At 59.9% G+C, this 18321-nt stretch carries 13 protein-coding genes; 8 read left to right on the forward strand and 5 right to left on the reverse strand.

Translation table 11 applies throughout. The features are described from left to right. From ACYU7Z_RS00020 to ACYU7Z_RS00035, 4 genes are all read right to left on the reverse strand, one after another. Positions 1–5008 (reverse strand): beta strand repeat-containing protein (locus tag ACYU7Z_RS00020; RefSeq protein WP_460566336.1); only part of this gene is annotated, 5008 nt, incomplete at its 3' end. 77 nt (positions 5009–5085) lie between these two features. Beyond that, positions 5086–6582 (reverse strand): DUF5689 domain-containing protein, encoded by a 1497-nt coding sequence (locus ACYU7Z_RS00025; protein ID WP_460566338.1) that lies wholly within the window; start codon positions 6580–6582, stop codon positions 5086–5088. 45 nt (positions 6583–6627) lie between these two features. Then, on the reverse strand, positions 6628–8049 hold the full coding sequence (locus ACYU7Z_RS00030; RefSeq protein ID WP_460566340.1) for a DUF5689 domain-containing protein: 1422 nt from the start codon (positions 8047–8049) through the stop codon (positions 6628–6630). A 20-nt stretch (positions 8050–8069) separates the two neighbouring features. Next, complete coding sequence (locus ACYU7Z_RS00035; protein WP_460566342.1) at positions 8070–10670, reverse strand: TonB-dependent receptor; 2601 nt, start codon at positions 10668–10670, stop codon at positions 8070–8072. Between the two features lie 174 nt (positions 10671–10844). Here ACYU7Z_RS00035 and ACYU7Z_RS00040 point away from each other — a divergent pair, with 174 nt between their 5' ends. From ACYU7Z_RS00040 to ACYU7Z_RS00075, 8 genes are all read left to right on the forward strand, one after another. After that, on the forward strand, positions 10845–11930 hold the full coding sequence (locus tag ACYU7Z_RS00040; protein WP_460566344.1) for an endonuclease/exonuclease/phosphatase family protein: 1086 nt from the start codon (positions 10845–10847) through the stop codon (positions 11928–11930). Positions 11931–12021: 91 nt separating this feature from the next. Next, positions 12022–12912, forward strand: a complete 891-nt coding sequence (locus ACYU7Z_RS00045) for a DNA/RNA non-specific endonuclease (protein ID WP_460566346.1) — start codon at positions 12022–12024, stop codon at positions 12910–12912. Positions 12913–13180: 268 nt separating this feature from the next. Next, positions 13181–13537, forward strand: coding sequence for a 30S ribosomal protein S6 (rpsF, locus tag ACYU7Z_RS00050; protein WP_460566348.1), 357 nt, complete (start codon positions 13181–13183; stop codon positions 13535–13537). Between the two features lie 2 nt (positions 13538–13539). Next, positions 13540–13806, forward strand: coding sequence for a small ribosomal subunit protein bS18 (rpsR, locus tag ACYU7Z_RS00055; RefSeq protein WP_460566350.1), 267 nt, complete (start codon positions 13540–13542; stop codon positions 13804–13806). 76 nt (positions 13807–13882) lie between these two features. Then, positions 13883–14329 (forward strand): bL9 family ribosomal protein, encoded by a 447-nt coding sequence (gene rplI / locus ACYU7Z_RS00060; protein ID WP_460566352.1) that lies wholly within the window; start codon positions 13883–13885, stop codon positions 14327–14329. Positions 14330–14601: 272 nt separating this feature from the next. After that, positions 14602–15714 carry a T9SS type A sorting domain-containing protein gene (locus ACYU7Z_RS00065; protein ID WP_460566354.1) on the forward strand — a complete coding sequence of 371 codons (1113 nt, stop codon included), beginning with the start codon at positions 14602–14604 and terminating at the stop codon, positions 15712–15714. Positions 15715–16004: 290 nt separating this feature from the next. Beyond that, positions 16005–16406, forward strand: a complete 402-nt coding sequence (locus ACYU7Z_RS00070) for an RNA recognition motif domain-containing protein (RefSeq protein ID WP_460566356.1) — start codon at positions 16005–16007, stop codon at positions 16404–16406. A 241-nt stretch (positions 16407–16647) separates the two neighbouring features. Next, entirely contained in the window at positions 16648–17427 is a 780-nt protein-coding gene (locus tag ACYU7Z_RS00075) for a rhomboid family intramembrane serine protease (protein ID WP_460566358.1), read from the forward strand. Here ACYU7Z_RS00075 and ACYU7Z_RS00080 read toward each other — a convergent pair. Next, positions 17411–18265, reverse strand: coding sequence for a diacylglycerol/lipid kinase family protein (locus tag ACYU7Z_RS00080; RefSeq protein ID WP_460566360.1), 855 nt, complete (start codon positions 18263–18265; stop codon positions 17411–17413). The two genes, ACYU7Z_RS00075 and ACYU7Z_RS00080, sit on opposite strands and share 17 nt — an antisense overlap. Between the last annotated feature and the right edge of the window lie 56 nt (positions 18266–18321).

Genomic DNA, 18321 nt, shown 5'->3' on the forward strand with positions numbered 1-18321 from the left:
TGGAATTGCCCGAAGTGCCGGCGGCATTCGTAGCGCGAACTACATAGTAATAGGTCGTATTGGGTGTGAGACCCGTTACGTTGTAGGATGTGACATTGTTGACAGGCAGGTTCTGGTAGCCCGTTACATACACCGGTGTTGCGGCGCCGCTCGTGGCCTTCACATAGATGGCCGTAATGCGGCTCGTGCCACCCGATGCAACGACGCTGTTGTTCACCGAGACAGTGCTGTTCACCACCCAGCGGATCTGCACCAGCGGCTGGTTTTCGGCAGCTGCCGGGAGGGCCAGGTCGGTCACACCAAAGAAGGTGGCCGGGTTGGCGGCAACAGGCGGCGTGGTCACGGCGATGGTACCGCCGGTCACGTCGTTCCAGGTGCCCGAGCTACCCACGCGGTACTGGATCTTCCAGTCGCGGGGACCCGTGTTGGAGCCGCCCTGCAGCGAAGAGAGCGTCAGGCCGGTAGCACCGGTGGTGTTGACAGCAACCATCCAGTACTTCGTATCGACACCGTTGTCCCAGCCGCTTGTCGATACCGACTGCGGGTTGGTGCCGCCGAGGGCCGAAGGACCTGCGGGGAATGAGTAGGTAACGGTGGCAGCACCGGTAGTAGCGGTCAGTGTCGCCAGGTTGATGTTGCTGGCGTTGCCCTGGTTGGCCGTGCGGTTGGCGTCCGTAGTGCCGGCCATATCCCAGCCCGCAATCGTCTGCGTGCCGGAGCCAAGTGTATACACATCGAGGAAGTAACCGGTAGCGCCGGTCACCGCGTTCCAGTTGGCCGTGAAGCTCGTGGTATTGATCGCAGTGGCCGCCGTAGCAACGGGAGCCGCCGGAGGCGTCGCGGTCGACGTGGTGGTGAACGTTTGCTGGGTACCGTAAACGGTGGTGCCGGCAGCATTCGTTACAAAGGGAACATAGTAGTAAGTAGTGCCGGGAGTAAGACCGCTGAGGCTAACCGGGAAGGAGCCGCTGCTGATGCTGGAGCCGTTAACGGTAGTGCCGGTTGTAGCCGGGTTGAAACCGTTCGTAGTGCTGTAGATAACACCGTACGCCGTCAGCGCCGAGCAGCCTGTGGTAGCTACGTTACCCGTGATGGCGGCCGTTGTGCTGCCGGTGGTACCGTTGCTGGCCGTCGGAACGGACGGAGGCGTGTTGACACCGCTTCCCGTAGCAGCTACGTTGATGGTGCTGGCACCAGCACCCGAAGCGCTGATGTTGCCGTTGTACGAAGTAGCCGACGTGGGCGTCAGCTTCACGAATACCTGCTGGTTGTAGGATCCACCGGTCTGGGTCAGCGTGAGGCTGTTGGTATAGGTACCGTTGGCCGTCGTGCTGAAGCTGTAGCCGGCAAGCGGGCCCACCGTGATGTCTCCTGCGAGCAGGTTGGTGCCGCTGAGGGTAAACGACTGGGCGGCGGACGTTGTGTTCACACAAACGTTGCCCAGGGTTGCAAGGGTTGTTGCCGTGAGGGTCGGCGTCAGTGTCGTAAACGACTGCTGGCTGCCGTATACCGTGCCGCCGCCATTGGTGGCGAAGGCTACGTAGTAATAGGTTGTCGAAGGCGTGAGGCCGCTGAGGGCTGCCGTGAAGGCGTTGCTTACAAGGCTCGAGCCGTTGACGATCGTACCCGTGGAAGCGGGGTTGAAGCCGCTCGTCGTGCTGTAAACCACACCGTAGGCGGTCACCGCAGAGCAACCCGTAGCCGGGATGCTGCCGGCAGCGGTAGCCGAAGTGGTGCCGATGGCCGACGGCGCGCCTGTCGTTACCGTGGCGGTCGTGTTGATGCCGCTGCCGGTGGCGGCAACGCTCACAGCGCTGGCGCCGGCGCCGGTTACTGGGATGTTGCCGTTGTACGAGATGGCGGCAGCCGGTGTCAGCTTAACGAACACCTGCTGGTTGTACGCACCACCGGGCTGCGTCAGCGTAAGCGTGCTGCTGTACGTGCCGTTGGCGGCTGTGCTGAAACTGTAGCCACTAAGCGGGCCTACGGTGATATCGCCGGCGACGAGGTTTGAGCCAGAGAGGGTAAAGCTGTTGGCTGCGCTCGCGCTGTTGACGCACACGCTGCCGAAGCCGGCAAGGGCGGTCGTGCTGAAGCTGGGGTTGGAGCTCGTACTAAACGACATCTCGGTGCCGTATACCGTGCCGCCGCCGTTGGTTACAAAGGCTACATAGTAATAAGTAGTGTTCGGCGTCAGGCCGCTGAGGCTGCTGCTGAAGGCGCCACCGGCGAGGTTCGAAGCCGTGACCGTGGTGCCCGTAGTTGCGGAGTTGAAGCCGCTTGTCGTGCTGTACACGAAGCCATAGCTTGTGACCGCGGAGCAGCCAGTGGCAGAGATCGTTCCGGCCAGGGTAGCGGCCGAAGGAGTAATGCCGGAGGCCGCGCCCGTGCTGACCGAAGCGGGCGTATTAATGCCGGTACCTGTGGCTGCAACGCTGATAGCCGCTGCGCCGCCGCCGGTAACCGGGATATTGCCATTGTAGGAAGTCGCCGTTGTGGGCGTCAGCTTCACGAATACCTGCTGGTTGTAGGCACCACCGGGCTGGGTCAGCGTGAGGCTGTTGGTATAGGTGCCGTTGGCCGTCGTGCTGAAGGTGTAGCCGGCAAGCGGGCCCACAACGACATCAGCCGTCGTGAGGTTGGTACCGCTCAGGGTAAACGACTGTGCGCCCGACGTGCTGTTCACGCAGACGTTACCGAAGCCGGCGAGCGTCGTAGCGGTGAAGGCAGGCACGGCCGCTGTTGCCGTAACAACGGTGATTTTGTTCGAGTTCTGCGAGTAGCCACCCGCATTCTCTGCGCGAACAACATAATTATAGGTCGTGTTCTGCGCGAGACCCGTAACGCCGTACGTAATTACGTTGCCGACGCTCAGGTTCTGGTAGCCGGGAACATAGGTACGGACAGTGCCCGTGTAGTTGCCGCTGATATAGATGGCAGCAAGACGGCTGGTACCCGTTGCGGCAACGGTGCCGGCGTTTACCGACGTGTTGCTGGTCATGATCCAGCGGAAATAAACAGCAGGCTGGTTTTCAGCAGCGGCCGGGATGGCCACGTTGCTGATCGCGCCCCAGGTATTGAGCTGGCCGGCCTGAACGGCGGTAGTCAGCTGCACGGTAGCGCCCGGGAGGTCGGTATAGGTACCGGAAGCCCCGATCTTGTACTGCACTTTGAAGTCACGCGGGCCGGTGCTCGACGAGCCCTGCATCGAAGACAGGGTCAGGTTCGAGGCACCCAGCGTGCTCATGTTGATCTCCCAGTATTTCGTATCCTGGCCGGCATCCCAGCCCGTAGCCTGGACGGCATAGGGGTTCGGCGTCGTGCCGATACCACCCGAGGGACCGTTGGCATTGGTGATCGCGTTGGTTGCGGTCGTTACGATGGAGTCGATGTTGACAACGTTGTAAACAGTACCGGTATCCGCATACTTGGGGATATACTGGTTCGACATCGTCCAGGCGGCGATGTTGGTATTCGCTACCGTGGCGTTGCTTTCCGTAAACACGTCGAGGCGGTAGTTAGTCGCATCGCTTACGGCGTTCCAGTTGGCGGTAAAGCCGCTGGATGTAATGCCGGTTGCTGCTGTTGCGACGGGTGCCTGCGTGGGAGCCGGCGGAACAGCCGTCGTGAACGACGACTGGGTGCCGTAACCGGTGCCCTGGCTGTTGGTCGCATAGGCAACATAGTAGTAGGTCACACCCGGGTTAAGGCCCGTTACGGCAACCGTGTAGGCATTGCTGGCAATGTTGGAGCCGGCCACCTGTGTACCGGTGCCGGGTGTGAAGTTGTTGGTCGTGCTGTATTCGATGCCGTACGCGGTGATGGCGGAGCAACCGATGTTGCCTACCGTACCAGCCAGCGTAGCGCCCGAAGTGGTGATGGCCGAAGAAGCACCGGTCGTAACTACTGGGGCATTGATGCCCGCGCCGACCGCTGTCACGTTGTTGGCAGCAGCACCGGCACCTGAAACCGGGATGTTGCCGTTGTAGCTCTGTACCGCCGTCGGCGTGAACTTAACGTACACGGTCTGGAAGTACGAGCCGCCGGGCTGCGTGAGTGTCAGCGTGTTGCTGTACGTACCGCCGGAAGTCGTGCTGAAGGTATAGCCGGCAAGAGGTCCTACCGTGATATCGCCGGCGGCCAGGTTGGAGCCACCGATGTTGAAGGAGTTGGGGCCACCCGTCGTGTTGATGCAAATGCTGCCGAAAGAAGGCAGTGAACTTACGTTCAGTGTCGGTGTGGTAAAGGCGGGGTCCACAGGTGTAACCGTGGCGTAGTCGGTGGCGATGCGCAGCTCGTCGAAAGAGACGAAGGGCGTGGCCGCAGTGGCATCCTGGCGAAGCTGCACGCGACCTACGTTGGCCAGGTCGGTTGCGGCAACGGAGGCGATGGCATCGGCCGGCGGCGCGGTACCGCCAAGGGTAACCGGGTTAAGCCAGATCGATGCATAGTCATTGGCAGTTCCGGAGACGATCGTGTAGGAAACCACCACGAGGTAAGTAGTGTTGACATTCAGCGTCGGCGACAGCCAGGATGTCTGGGCCGCCGTGGTGCGCGAGTTGATACCGATGTTGTAGCCGGTGCCCGAAAGACGGACCCACACCGTGGAGGCGTGGTTCGAGTTGCTGGAACCATCGGACAGCACGAAGAAGTAGCCGCCGGTGCTGTTGAGACCGCCGAGCGAAGTGATGTTCAGCAGGAAGGATGCGTAGACCGTTCCGCTGGTCTGGTTCGAAGGGAGGTTCCGGAAATAGTCCGTTCCGGCCCCGTCGAATTTGACCTTGTTGCCGGTAGAAGCAGCAAGCCCGGTATAGGTAAGGTTACCCGGATCCACAAGGATCGAGTCGCCGCTGTTGACCGTGCGCCACACCGCATTACTTTGAATGGAGAGGCCGGGAGTCGGCGTCGTGGCCGGAGACGGAGTGTAGTCAAACGGCTCCGTGATCAATTGGCTGAAGCCGGCTACCGAGGTCAGCATCAGGCAAAGAAGGAAGTAGAGTTTTCTCATAAAGTCGTTTTTGATCGCTTGTCAGTTGGCGGAAAGAGAAAAAGCCGCGGGTAGCGGCTTATCTCGAAGAGGCTTATTTAGTTCCAGGTGATTTTTACGTCATCGATACCGGTGGTGGGTCGGTTGCCCGAGCCCGTGGTACCCGTCTTGGTCAGGATGCGGATCCACACCTTCTGCGACTGGTTGCTGAGGGCTGCAGGCAGGGGCACCGTAATGAGGTTGCTGCTGAAGCTGCCGCCGCCCGTCGTGAGCGTGCCGCTGGGGGTCAGCGCGGTGAAGCTCGTAGGCACCACGTCGCCAACCGCGTAGTCAACCGACCAGGTTGTGGTACGGGTGCTGCCGAAGTCGAGCGACTGCAGGAGGAACGAAAGCTGCGTCAGGTTCTTGCCGGTTGTGTTGGCCAGGACGAAGGTCACACCTGCACCCGGGTCGCCAATGGAGCTTGTCTGGCGGATGCCGAGGGCGCGGTTGGTATAACCGGCCTGGGTGGCATCATCGGCTCCCTGCGAAGCACCCGTAAATGATGCTACATTCTTGAAGGCGCCAGTCGAGTTGGCCCAGGGTGTGGCCGCATTAACCAGTACGTCGTTGGTGTCGGAAACAGTGCTGCTGTTGCTCATTCCGAGACGAACGCCGTCGGGGAGCGCAGAGCCGATGTTGTTGAAGTCTATCGTGTACGGAGAGCTGCCCGTGAGCGTAAGCGTTGCTGCGCTCGTGCCGCCGCCAACGGGCGGGGGCGTGGAACCGCCGCAGCGGGGACCCCACATCTTGGCGTCGTTCGTGTCGCGGATCGACAGCTGCTTGGTAGCACCGAAGAACGAGTAGATACCGGTGAGGGTACCATTGCCGTTGGGGATCGACTGCGTGGCGAAGTTGGAATAGTTGCTTGTGCGCACCGTGAGGTTGGTGGTCGAAGGCAGGCTGCAGCCACGGGCTACGCGGTTGCCCGAAGCACCGACGTCGGCCCAGCCCTTCGCCGTGTCCGAGGCCGCGAACTCATAGCCCACCACCTGGATCAGCGTGTTGGCATAAGGGTCCTGGCGGTTGGTTGTCAGGTTGGCTACGTTTACGATGGCCGGAACGAGGGGCTGGTTGAGGGCGCCCTTGATAATATGGCGATCCTGCAGCACCGGCGACAGCATTGTTACGCCGCCGTTGATCGAATCGGCGCCGCCGCCCAGCTGGAGCAGGCCGCCGTATTCGCCGAGGTACAGGTCTTTTACTTTTACGAAGAGCTCACGGCCTACGGGATACGAAGTGTTGAGGCTCGAGCCGGCGAGGCGGAGGATCAGGCCGCCGGTAGCGTCCTGGATGGAGATCTGCTGGTAGTAGTTACCACTCTTGTCGTCCATGTTCACGATACCGCGGATCACGAGGTCCTGCGTAATGTGGGTAACGCTGTACGGAGCGGTGTCCATCGCCTTCAGGTCTCTGATGCTGATGTTGGCCACGACGCCCGGAGCCGACGGCTCGGGGGGAACATCATAGCTGCGTTTGCACGATACCAGCAACACGGCGCCCACGAAAAGAGCGGTGCCGGCGGCCAGGAAATGCTTGAGGGAAATACGGTTCATAGCTTTTTTATTAGGTTCCGGCGTCGCCGCCGGGTGCATTCGTTTTTAGTTCCAGGTAAACTTGACGTCGTCGATGGCCGAAGCGCCGCGGCTGCCGCTGCCGGTGGAGGCAGTAAGCGATACGATGCGGATCCAAACTTTCTGCGCCTGGTTGTTCACCGCCGCGGGGAAGGTCACGCTGATGGCGCTGTTGCTGAATACGTGGTTGCCGGTAGTAAGGTTGCCGCTGATGTTCGCGGCCGGAACAGCCGTAAACACGGTGGGATTGTCGCCGATACCATAATCGACGGCCCAGGTCGTCGTGCGCGTAACGGTCGAAGCCGTGTCGAGCGACTGCAGTTGGAAGTCCATCTTCAGGTTGTTCTTGCCGGTCGTATTGTTCACGAGGAATACAAAGGCAGCACCGGGGTCACCGCCGGTGCCGACCGTACCTGTCTGGCGGATACCGAGCGCGCGGTTGGTAGCAGCCACCTGCGTCGCCGAATCAGCGCCCATGGTAAGGCCCGTTGCCGATGCGTAGTTTTTGAAGCCGAGGGTAAACGTCTTCCACAGCGAGGTCGACGGAGCCGTATTGAGGTTGGCCGAGGCACCGATCGTATCGGCGCGGGCGCCCGTGCGGACCGAAACGCCCGTGGGGAGCGAGCCGGTACCGATACCGTTGAAGTCGAAGCTGAGGGGCGACGTGGTCAGCGTAAAGCCGCTGCCGTTGGCGCCGGGGCCGCCCGCCACGATGTCATTCGAGGTACGCAGGATGATCTGCGGGGTGATGATGCCGGTGGTGGCCGACTGGAAGATCGACACGTAGCCGGTCAGCGACTGGGCGTTGCCGGTGGGCACTGTAATATTCGAGCCATTGCGCACGAAGGTCACGATGGTACCCGAGGCGTCGGTGATGTTGTAGTTGGCGCCGGTGGTATTGGTGCTGCCGGCGGAGATCGTTACGTTCTCGAGCTTCACCACTGTCGAAGCCCACTGCTGCAGGCTGTCGAGCACCTGGCGCACGGTGGTCACGCGGGGCACCGGTGCCTGGTTGGAGTCCACCTTCGAGAAGGAAGCCGCCGTCAGGTTCTTGATCTGCATATCGCCGTTGAAGGTGCTCACCACCCCGCCGTTGATATTGATGTCGACCTGCGATCCGAGGCGAAGCTTCGCCGTATCGGTGAAGGAGGTTCCGAGAAACAGGTTGATACCGCGGCCGCTTTCGTCCTGCACACGGTAGTTGCCGGCGGCCTCGTTGAGGCGGTTGGACACGACGATGGCGCGGACCTTTTTGCTGTTGGCGGGGATGGCCGCGTCGGTACCGGAGTACAGGGCGCGTACGCCAGCGATCGTACCGTAGTTATACGGGCTGTACGGGTCGGGACCCGTGGGGCCTACAGGCTGCTTGTCGCAGCTGGCAGCCAGCACGAGCAGCGTGGCCGCAGCAAGCGCTGATTTGGTATTTGTGAAGAGGCTCGGGATGTTCATATAATGTCTTTAAGAGTGGTTTAGAAGCGGATACCGACGCTGGTGAAGAAGTTGACACCGTAGGCATAGAACAGCTTCGGCGGGAACTTGTCGACACGGAGGCTGTTGTCAACACCGGCCGTGCCGTCGAAGCGGAGCTGCTCGAAGCCGCCGGAGATGATGTTGCGGTTGTTGGTCAGGTTGTTCACACCGGCGTTGAAGACGAAGGTGGTGGGCTTGCCTCTCAGGTTAAAGGCACGCGCCAGGCGCTTCGTGTAGCCGAAGAAGAAGTCGAGCGTAAACTGGTTCTCGAATTGCGTCTGGTCGAAGATGCGGTCGTATTCCGCTTTCGTGCCGGCATTCTGCAGGGCATCCCAGGTACGGCGCAGCGGGTTGATGGCGAGGTACGACTGGTTGAAGTAGGCGCCCGTGAGGCTCACGAACCAGTAGCGGGGCGAGCGGTAGGTGGCACCGAGGCTGTACGCTTCCTGCGGGGTCGGGAGGCGGAAGTTCTTGATATAGGTCTGGCGGGCACCGAGCACTTCAGCCGTGTTGTCGGCAGTGATCACAGCCATGGGATTGCTGTCGTAGTAATAGCGGCCGATAGCAGCGGCGGCATTCACCGTCACACCGTAGCCGATGTTGTATTCCGCGCCAAGCTCCGCGCCGAACAGCTTGCGGCTGACGCCGTTCATGGCCACGTTCACAAAGTTCTGAACAAGGTCATCGTAGTACGACATCACATCCATCTGCTTGTCCATGTTGGTGTAGTAGCCACCGATGCGGACCTTCAGCTTGGGAGCGGTATGGATATAAGCGCCTTCCACCGTCTGGATCTCTTCGCTCTGCACGTTGTCCTGCTGCGTGTGGCGGGTGCGGGGCGAGATGTACACGTTGTCGAAGTAGGGCGCACGCGTCAGGTACGAGCCGTTTACATATATATAGTTACGTCCGTTGATCTTGTAGGTAACGCCGCCTTTGAGCGCGTAGTTGTCGAACTCGTTCAGCTGGCCCTTGCCGGCCGAAGAGGTCGGGAACAGACCGCTGCGTACAAAGCCTTCGCGCTGGAACGACGTGTGGCTGTACTGGGCCGCGGCGAAGAAATCAACTTTCGTGAATTTGAACACGCCCTGTGTCCAGGCGGTACCCTGGTTCAGGTTGATGTTGTAATCGTAGCCGTATTTGTCGCCGACACGCACGATGCGGTTGGGTGCATCGAGGTTGTTCTGGTTGACGAGCGGATCGTTGGGATACGCGCGCTCCGCAAACTGGTTGAGGTCAACATAAAAGTCGCCACCGAGCAGGTCGGCAACCTTTTGGGAATAGTGGTTACGCTGCGTCTGGAAGGTGAGGCCGGCGGTGAAATCGACGTGGTTACCGATGCGTGCGTTGAAGGTGGTATTGAGGTTGAGACGCTGCGTGTTGATGACGCGGTCCTGCAGCACGTAGCGCGAGCGAAGCCCGGCGACGTTGTTGCCGCTCTTGCCATCGGCATTGCGGATCGTGTCGTAGGAGGAGCGGTTCACGTCGTAGAGGCGCTGCCAGTTGATCTGGCGCACGTTGACGTCGTTCATCCAGGCGTCGCGAACGGCGGCAGCCTGCACGGGATCGATCACCGAGGCAAAGCGGTCGAGGTAGCTCGGGAGATTGCGGTAGTAGTCGGGGCGCGGGTCGGGCGCGTTGTACCAGTCGAGAGCCGTCACGCTGCGGTCGCCGAACGAGAAGCCGGCGCCGGTGAGGAGGCTCATGTTGTTGCGGATACGGAAGTCGTGCGTCAGCACAAACACCGGCTGGTTGGTCTTGGCCACGCTCGCGTTGCGCTTGACACCGTTCTGGTAACCCCAGTTGGGATTGTAGTACGGCGAGCCGGCGAGGTCCATGGCTTCCTGCGTGGAAGATCCGCCGCGGGCGTTCTCGGTGGGAGCACCGAAGGCGGCCAGCGAAAGGAGGTGACGCGCGTTGATGCGCTTGTCGATGGCAGCGAAATAAGAGAAGCTCTTATACCAGGTGCCGGGCACGTAGCCCTCGTCGGCCCAGCGGGCAGACAGGGAGCCGACGAAGGCCCAGCCGCGCTTGCTCAGGCCGGTGCCGTGGGTCAGCATCACGCGGTGTGTATAATTACGGTTGGCCAGCGCGTAGTTGACGCTGGTCTGCGCGCGTTGCTTGGAGGCACGCACATCGATGTTGGTATTGGAGCCGATATCGCCGTAGGCAAAGGTGTTGGGGCGCAGTCCGTACTCGACGTCGCGGTTGCGCATCACGTCGTTGAGACCACCCCAGAGACCGTAAGGCGCAAAGCCGTTGTCCAGGTTGTCCATCGGCACACCGTTCATGTAGGTCGAGAAGTTGTCGCTCTCGAGGCCGCGGATGCGGAAGCGTGTGGCGCTGAAGTTGTAGGAAGCCGCGTTGAAGTAGGGATCGCGGCCGGCGGTGAGGATCGACGAAATGTTTTGTGTACCGGCGTCGCCCATGTCGTTCTCGTCGAGGGTAATGACCGGTATGTTGTCGAGCACACCCTGCTTCATCTCCTCGATGGTGGTGTCGCGCGAAGCGCGGGTGGTGCTGTCAGCGGGCTTTGTTTGCTGCGCCTGCGCGGCAATGCCTGCAAATAGCAGGACCGGCAGCAATCGGGATTTAGACATAAGGCAGTTAATTAGAAGGGAGGCAAAGCTACTGATTCGGTTTGGCTTCGGGGGGAGGAATTCGACCGGTTAACGTTTATTAACCATGAATTATTTCGGCAAGCATCCTTTTCAATAGGGCGATCGTCTGGATTCAGTACTTTTGCTCCTTGTTTTTTGAATTCCGCGCAAATTATGAAAAAAGCTTGCCTCCTACCCCTGTTCATTATTCTTTTTTTTAATGCCTTCTCGCAGCAGCCTCCGGCACAGGGACGTGTATCCGAAGCGGCTCCCGGCGGAAAACAAACCTATAAGGTGGCCGTCATCGCCTTCTATAACCTGGAGAACTTTTACGACACCGTCAACAACCCGATCGTAGACGACGAGGAGTTTTTGCCCACCGGCGCGCGGAACTACAACACGCGCGTTTACTTCGACAAGGTAGGCAAGCTGGCAACCGTACTCTCCGAGATCGGCACCGAATACAGCCCCGACGGGCCGGCGGTTATCGGCGTTGCGGAGATCGAGAACGACACCGTGCTGCATGATCTCGTGAACCATCCGAAGCTGAAAGCACGCGGCTACCAGATCGTGCATTATGATTCGAGAGATGCCCGCGGCGTGGACGTGGCGCTGCTCTATAACCCCAAATATTTCCGCCCCGATACGAGCGCCGCGCTGCAGGTAGACCTGCCCCACGGCGCGAAGGAAGGCCGCCGCTTCACCCGCGACGTGCTCTGGGTGCGCGGCCTGCTCGATGGCGAAACGATCAACGTATACGTCAACCACTGGCCCTCGCGCGTGGGTGGCGAAGAGCGCTCCGCACCGGGCCGCGCCGCCGCCGCCTCGGTGAGCAAGCACCACAGCGACTCGCTGCTCAGGATCAATCCCCAGAGCAAGTTCGTGATCATGGGCGACCTCAACGACGACCCGACCTCGCCCAGCGTTACCAAGGTACTGGGTGCGAAGGGCGATGCCAAGGACGTGCAGCCGGGCGGGATCTACAATCCCTGGGTGAACCTGTATAACCGCGGTATCGGCACGCTGGCCTACCAGGACGCCTGGAGCCTCTTCGACCAGATCATGATCTCGCAGGCCTGGCTTCCGCGCCAGCAGGACGGATACTTTTTCTTCCAGCAGCGGATCTTCAACAAGGAATACCTCACCGAGAACCAGGGACGTTACCGTGGTTACCCGATGCGCACCTGGGACGGCAACTCCTACCGCGGCGGCTACAGCGACCACTTCCCGACCTACCTGATCTTCCTGCGGAAAAAATAGTCCCGCCGACCAAAAAAGGCGTTCTGCCGCGACCGTTGGGCCAGACCAACTTTTCCCGGTACCTTTATTCCCCCCAAGTCACCTCCTGAAAATGAATAACAAACTGAAACTGGCTGCCGCAGCCCTGCTGCTGATCGCCACTGCTTGCAAAAAGAACAGCATCCAGGATACAGCAACCACGGTCGCTCCCCTCGTTATCGAAGAAAACGACCCGCTGTACCTCGGCAACCCCACTGAAGCCCGCCGGTCGGCGGAATTCTCCGAAAACTACCTGATGCGCGAGATCGGCTATTCCGAAGCCTACAGCGCCAGCCGCGGCATTCCCGTTTGGGTGGCCTGGCACCTGCAGACCGACGACCAGGGACCTGTTTCGCGCCAGGACGACTTCCGCGAAAACCCGAACCTGCCGGCCTCCTATTATAATGTTCGCCCCAGCGACTATACCGCCAACTTCGACAAGGGCCACAACTGCCCTTCGGAAGACCGGACCAACACGGTAGCCGCCAACTCGAGCACCTTCCTTATGACCAACATGATCCCGCAGGCGCCCCGCTTCAACCAGGGCCCCTGGGCTGACATGGAGAACTATATCCGCACCCAGGTGTTGCCGAACAACGAAGCCTATATCTATATGGGCAACTACGGTGTCGGCGGCGCGGGTAACAACGGCGTCATCGTCCCCAACATCGCTTCGGGCAACGTAACCGTACCCAAGATGGTGTACAAGATCGTGGTGATCATGCCGAAGGGCAGCGACGACCGCAACCGCATCGACACGTCGGCCCGCGTGCTGGCGGTGGACATGCCGAACGACAACACGCTCTACGGCGGCGCCGGCGCCAACTCGCTGTGGCAGAGCTACAAAGTGCCCATCGACTCGATCGAGGCTCGCCTGGCCCGCGCCGGCCGCCCGCACAACTTCCTCACGGAGGTGGCGAAGGCGGATGTGCGTACCTACCTGAAAAAGAAAGCCTCCCGGTAATACGCGCGCCGAACGCGCCGGTAACAGATAATAAGAGAAAGCCCCGCATCGCGGGGCTTTTTCGTTTGGGCCACTTCCTTCAAAACCTTTCAAAACCCCTCAAAACCTTTCAAAACCTTTCGAAACCTGCCAAAACCTCGCAAAACCTTCCGCGACCCGGCCCGCGGGCTCCTGAAATATGGCCCCGATTCCTTACCTTTGCGCTCCCATCGGCGGGCCTGTGCCCGATTTGAAGGGAAATTTTATTTAAACAAGCAAATCACGAGTAATGAACAATTACGAATTGATGGTGATTTTTACCCCCGTACTCAGCGACGATGAGTTCAAAGCAGCTCAGCGCAAGTACACGGCGCTGGTAACCGACAACGGTGGCCAGATCGTGGGCGAGAACCCCTGGGGCCTGAAATCACTGGCGTACCCCATCCAGAAGAAGACCACGGGTCTGTACTGGGTGATGGAATACACGGCGCCATCCGACTTCAATGAGAAGCTGAAGATCCAGCTTCTGCGTGACGAGAGCGTTCTCCGTCACCTCCTGACTAAACTCGACAAATACGCCGTCGAGTATAACAACAAAAAGAGAAGTGGCGTACCTACAGGAACCGAAAAAGTACAGGAGGCTTAATCATGGCACGCCAAAACGAGATTAAATACCTGACCGCCATCAAGCAGGAGAAGCGCCCGAAGAAATTCTGCCGTTTCAAGAAGTATGGCATCCGCTACATCGACTATAAAGATGTGGAGTTCCTGAAGAAGTTCCTCAACGACCAGGGTAAGATGCTGCCCCGCCGCATCACCGGCAACAGCCTGAAGTACCAGCGCCTCGTGGCAGAAGCCATCAAGAAGGCCCGCCAGATGTCGCTGCTCCCCTACGTTACCGACCTTCTGAAATAAGATCAATCATTCCCTAACCCTTCGCAGGCCCCGGCCGGGAAGGAGACAGTAGCAATACTGGGACAAAACAACAACAATGGACATTATTCTCATTCAAGACGTAGACAACCTCGGTGGCAAGAACGAGCTGGTGAAGGTGAAGAACGGCTACGCCCGTAACTTCCTTATCCCCCGCGGCTACGCGCTGGAGGCCACGCCCTCGGCCCGCAAGCAGCTGCTCGAGCGCCAGAAGGTTGCCGCCAAGAAGGAAGCCGCGATGCTCGCGAAGATCCAGGAAGTAATCGCCAAGCTGCAGGAAGGCCCCGTTACGGTGGGCGCCAAAACCGGCACCTCGGGCAAAATCTTCGGCTCGATCACCGCACTGCAAATCAGCCGCGCGATCCGCGACCAGAAAGGCTACGACATCGACCGCAAGAAAATCACGATTCCGGACGACGTGAAGGAACTCGGTTCCTACACCGCCGCTATCGACTTCGGTAATGGTCACCATTCCGAGGTTGCTTTCGAGGTGGTTGCTGAATAAGCACCACAGTCTTTTTTGAAAAAGTCCACACCGCCGGTGTGGACTTTTTTCGTTTATGTCCTTTTCTGCGGGCAAATTGTGGAAATACTACCAACAGCACCCCTATCCGCTGGGTAAAACGTTAAAATCGGCACGGGATTGGAAAATTACTTCCCAGAAGCCGCGCAAACGGCGACTGAAAACACCCAAGTAGATCCGACCCAATATCCCCTGTCAGCCCTGTCCAGGCAGCATCCTGAACCTATTTTATTATCTCATAATTATTGCTAACCATGAAACACACTTTTACCCTCAAAGGGCTCTTTATGGCCCTGACCGTCCTCTCCTGCTCTTTTGCCAACGCACAGCACCCCACAACGATCGCCCCGAGCAACAACTGCGACGTTATCCAGGACTTCAACGACAATCCCGGCGACTACCGCTCGCCCTCGATCTTCACCGAATCCGACTACACCGAATTCAACTGGGACTCCACTGCCGGTATGTGGTATGAGCGCAGCGGCCTTGCCCAGCGCAGCGCCTCGATCATCTCCTGCGTGTACATCAACCAGCAGCCCAGTGGCGGCATCGACCTTGGCTTCCGCTACAAGGTATGCGGTGGCGGCCAGTACCGCGTTCGCATCATCAATGTGGCCTGCGATTGCGTGGCCGGCTACGACATCGTCGCCACCACCGCCAACGGTCCCGTATGGACGAACCTCCCCTCCGATTCCGGCCGCCTGTGCATCCGCATCAACGACGGCGACCTGTATCAGGGACAGAAGTTCCGTATCGAGATCTCTTTCCGCGGCAACATTACCTGCGACTGGGAATTTGACGACATCTCCCTCGGCGGCGACCAGGGCGCTATCATCCTGCCGGTGACCTTCATGGGTATCACGGCGAAGAAAGAAAACAGCTCCACCCGCGTGCAGTGGGATGTAGCCGACGAAGTGGATGTTGCCCGCTACGATATCGAGCGCAGCACCGACGGCTCCAACTACACCCGTGTCGGCACGGTATCGGCCAACGGCAAGCCTGCCTACGAATTCATCGACGCCAACGCAGCCAGCCTCGGCACCGTATACTACCGCGTTAAGAACGTGGACCTCGATGGCCGCTTCAAGTACAGCAGCGTAGCCAAGCTGACCGGAAAGAGCTCCAGCGTTGTGCTCAAGGCCTTCCCCCTGCCGGCCCGCACCCAGCTCACCGTGCAGCACGATAAAATGAACGGTGGCCTGATGACGCTCGCTACGGCCGACGGCCGCACGGTACGCCAGCAGGTAATTGCCAACGGCAGCATCCAGAGCCAGATGGACCTCAACGGCCTCAGCTCCGGTCTCTATATCCTTCGTGTTGATGACGGCAATGGCAACGTCGAGAGCATGAAAGTGGTGAAGCAGTAAGAACGTGACGCGCTATTGACAACACTCGCACGTGAAAGAGCCCCCGCCCCCGCGGGGGCTCTTTATTTTGGCAGAGCCGCCGGCAGCCCACCGCTGCGCCAAAGCCGGAGCGCCGCAAACGCGGCAAAATCACGGATTCCGGGCCCCGGAAAGTTTTTAGGAATTTTTACCTGAATAGCTTATTTTTACTGAGTTCACATGTTCTTTCAGTCTCACATCGCGGTTTCGCTGCATCTGTTCGGATCCCTTGTTTGCTGAAGTACATTTTCTCTTTTTTAAAAATTTCGATCATGAACATTTATGTAGGCAACCTCAGCTGGAACCTGAAAGACCAGGACCTGAGCGACCTCTTCGCCCCCTTTGGTGAAGTCACTTCTGCCAAAATCATCCAGGACAAAATGACGAACCGCAGCAAAGGCTTTGGTTTCGTTGAAATGGCCAACGACTCCGAAGCACAGGCTGCCATCGCGCAACTGAACGGCTCCGAAGTAGACGGTCGTAACCTGGTAGTCAACGAGTCTCGTCCCAAAGAAGGCGGTTCCGGTGGCGGCTTCGGCGGCGGCGGTGGCGGCTTCAAGAAGAAGAGCTTCGGCGGCGGTGGCGGCTATGGCGGCGGTGGCAACCGTGGCGGTGGCGGCTATGGCGGCGGTGGTAACCGTGGCGGTGGCGGCGGTTTCCGTGACAGCTACTAAAGGTCCCTGCACCCAGATAATTCAGAAGTCCTGCCTCACGGCGGGACTTTTTTCGTTGTTGCTCAGTGAGCACGTGCCCTGTGCGCCGCGTGCATCGAAATCGTCGCATCGCGGTTTTTACGGTTTGCGGACGAACGCCGCCCCGCTCACCCACTCACCCGCTCACTCGCTCACCCGCTCACCTGCTCACCCGCTCACCCGCTCACGCCCCCTTGGTACATTTACTGCAAATAGTCTCCCTATGTTTCCCATCGGCGACGACAACAGCGGCCGCATCCGCACCCCGTTTATCAACTACGCGCTCATCCTGCTCAACATCTTTGCGTTCGTGTACTGGCAGCGCCTCGGCACCGACGTTTCCTTAACCTACGGTTTTGCCACGGTGCCGGCGGAGATCCTCACGGGTCACGACATCGTATCGCAGGCGCGTATTGTGGTCGATCCCGTATCGGGCCTAAGGCAGGTGATGCCGGGGCTGCAGCCCTCGCCGCACCCGGTGTACCTCACCCTGCTCAGCGCGCTGTTCCTGCACGGCGGTATTGCCCACATCTTCGGCAACATGCTGTACCTCGCCGTGTTTGGCGACAACCTCGAAAATGTAATGGGGCACCTGCGCTACCTGGTTTTCTACCTGCTGTGCGGCGTGCTTGCCTCGCTGGCGCACGTGGCCGCCACGGCCTTTTTCGGGCAGGACCCGCTCATCCCCAGCCTCGGCGCCTCGGGCGCGATCTCGGGCGTGCTGGGCGGCTACCTGCTCCTGTTCCCGACGCACCGGATCCGCATCTGGTTTATCCTCGGCTTCTGGCCGTTCCCGGCCTGGCTTTGCGTGGGCCTTTGGTTCCTCTTTCAATTGGTCAACGGGGCGGGTGCGCTTGGCGGCGATGCAGGTACGGGCGTAGCCTATGCCGCGCATATCGGCGGCTTTGTAGCGGGATTACTGCTGGTGCGTGTGTTCGTGCACCGGGGCGACCTGGCACTATACCGGGAGCAGCGCGCGATCGGGCTCAGACGAGGAAGGTAAACCGCCCCGGGAGGCAGCTGATCTCGAAGCGGGCGGCACTCAGGTACTCGCCATCCAGGTGCGCCGGCAGTTCCTGCGCACATTCCACGACCAGCTCCTTGCTGCGGCCCCACCACACAAAGGGAAGCTTGTCGTGCTCGCCCTTCTCGATCACGGGCAGGTAGCGCATCCGCTGCAGCGCCGCGATGCGGCCCACGAAGTTGATATCGAGCAGCCCGTCGTCGAGCAGCGCCTGCGGGGTTACGCGGAAGTCGCCGCCATAGCGCCGGCCGTTGGCCACCGACAGCAGCAGGCAATCGCCCGACCGGTCGACGCCCGCCCCGCGCAGCGACAGGAATTTCTCCTGGTAGGTCATGATATGCTTCAGCACCGACAAAAGGTACGACGCCTTGCCGGCCAGCTTTTTCTTCCCGATAAGATCCTTCACGATCGCGCCATCGAAGCCGATGCCGACGCCGTTGAGAAACAGGCGGCCATTGCAGGTGCCGGCATCGATGCTGCGGGTGCGGCCCCGGAGAAGGCGCGCCACGAGCTCCCCGATGGGAATGTCCACCTGCTCCTCGTAAAGCGTCCAGTGAAAGTCGTTGGCGCTGCCGGCCGGAATGGCCGCAATGGGCAGCTTTGTATCGGGATATTGGTTGATAAACCAGTTGAGGGTTCCGTCGCCACCCACGATCCAGGCCTCCGTAAACGGCGCGAGGCTCGCGGGCCAGGTACCGCTGAAGGTTTCAAAGCGGCGCCCCTGCTGCTGCAACAGGTCGCTGATCTCGCCGGCGACGCGGAGCGCCCGGGAGTTCTCGAACGTAGGGTTGCAAAGAAGGGCGATGTTAGGATCCATACAAGGAAAAAACGGGGGGCCGGGGCCCTTCCGTCAAATGTAAGGTTATTGCGGCA

The sequence above is a fragment of the Flaviaestuariibacter terrae genome (assembly GCF_054777635.1).

What these genes read in the sequence shown, in the direction of transcription:
- ACYU7Z_RS00025 (WP_460566338.1), bottom strand. Translation starts at nt 6,582, where the DNA reads ATGAACCGTATTTCCCTCAAGCATTTCCTGGCCGCCGGCACCGCTCTT.
- ACYU7Z_RS00030 (WP_460566340.1), bottom strand. Translation starts at nt 8,049, where the DNA reads ATGAACATCCCGAGCCTCTTCACAAATACCAAATCAGCGCTTGCTGCG.
- ACYU7Z_RS00035 (WP_460566342.1), bottom strand. Translation starts at nt 10,670, where the DNA reads ATGTCTAAATCCCGATTGCTGCCGGTCCTGCTATTTGCAGGCATTGCC.
- ACYU7Z_RS00040 (WP_460566344.1), top strand. Translation starts at nt 10,845, where the DNA reads ATGAAAAAAGCTTGCCTCCTACCCCTGTTCATTATTCTTTTTTTTAAT.
- ACYU7Z_RS00045 (WP_460566346.1), top strand. Translation starts at nt 12,022, where the DNA reads ATGAATAACAAACTGAAACTGGCTGCCGCAGCCCTGCTGCTGATCGCC.
- rpsF (WP_460566348.1), top strand. Translation starts at nt 13,181, where the DNA reads ATGAACAATTACGAATTGATGGTGATTTTTACCCCCGTACTCAGCGAC.
- rpsR (WP_460566350.1), top strand. Translation starts at nt 13,540, where the DNA reads ATGGCACGCCAAAACGAGATTAAATACCTGACCGCCATCAAGCAGGAG.
- rplI (WP_460566352.1), top strand. Translation starts at nt 13,883, where the DNA reads ATGGACATTATTCTCATTCAAGACGTAGACAACCTCGGTGGCAAGAAC.
- ACYU7Z_RS00065 (WP_460566354.1), top strand. Translation starts at nt 14,602, where the DNA reads ATGAAACACACTTTTACCCTCAAAGGGCTCTTTATGGCCCTGACCGTC.
- ACYU7Z_RS00070 (WP_460566356.1), top strand. Translation starts at nt 16,005, where the DNA reads ATGAACATTTATGTAGGCAACCTCAGCTGGAACCTGAAAGACCAGGAC.
- ACYU7Z_RS00075 (WP_460566358.1), top strand. Translation starts at nt 16,648, where the DNA reads ATGTTTCCCATCGGCGACGACAACAGCGGCCGCATCCGCACCCCGTTT.
- ACYU7Z_RS00080 (WP_460566360.1), bottom strand. Translation starts at nt 18,265, where the DNA reads ATGGATCCTAACATCGCCCTTCTTTGCAACCCTACGTTCGAGAACTCC.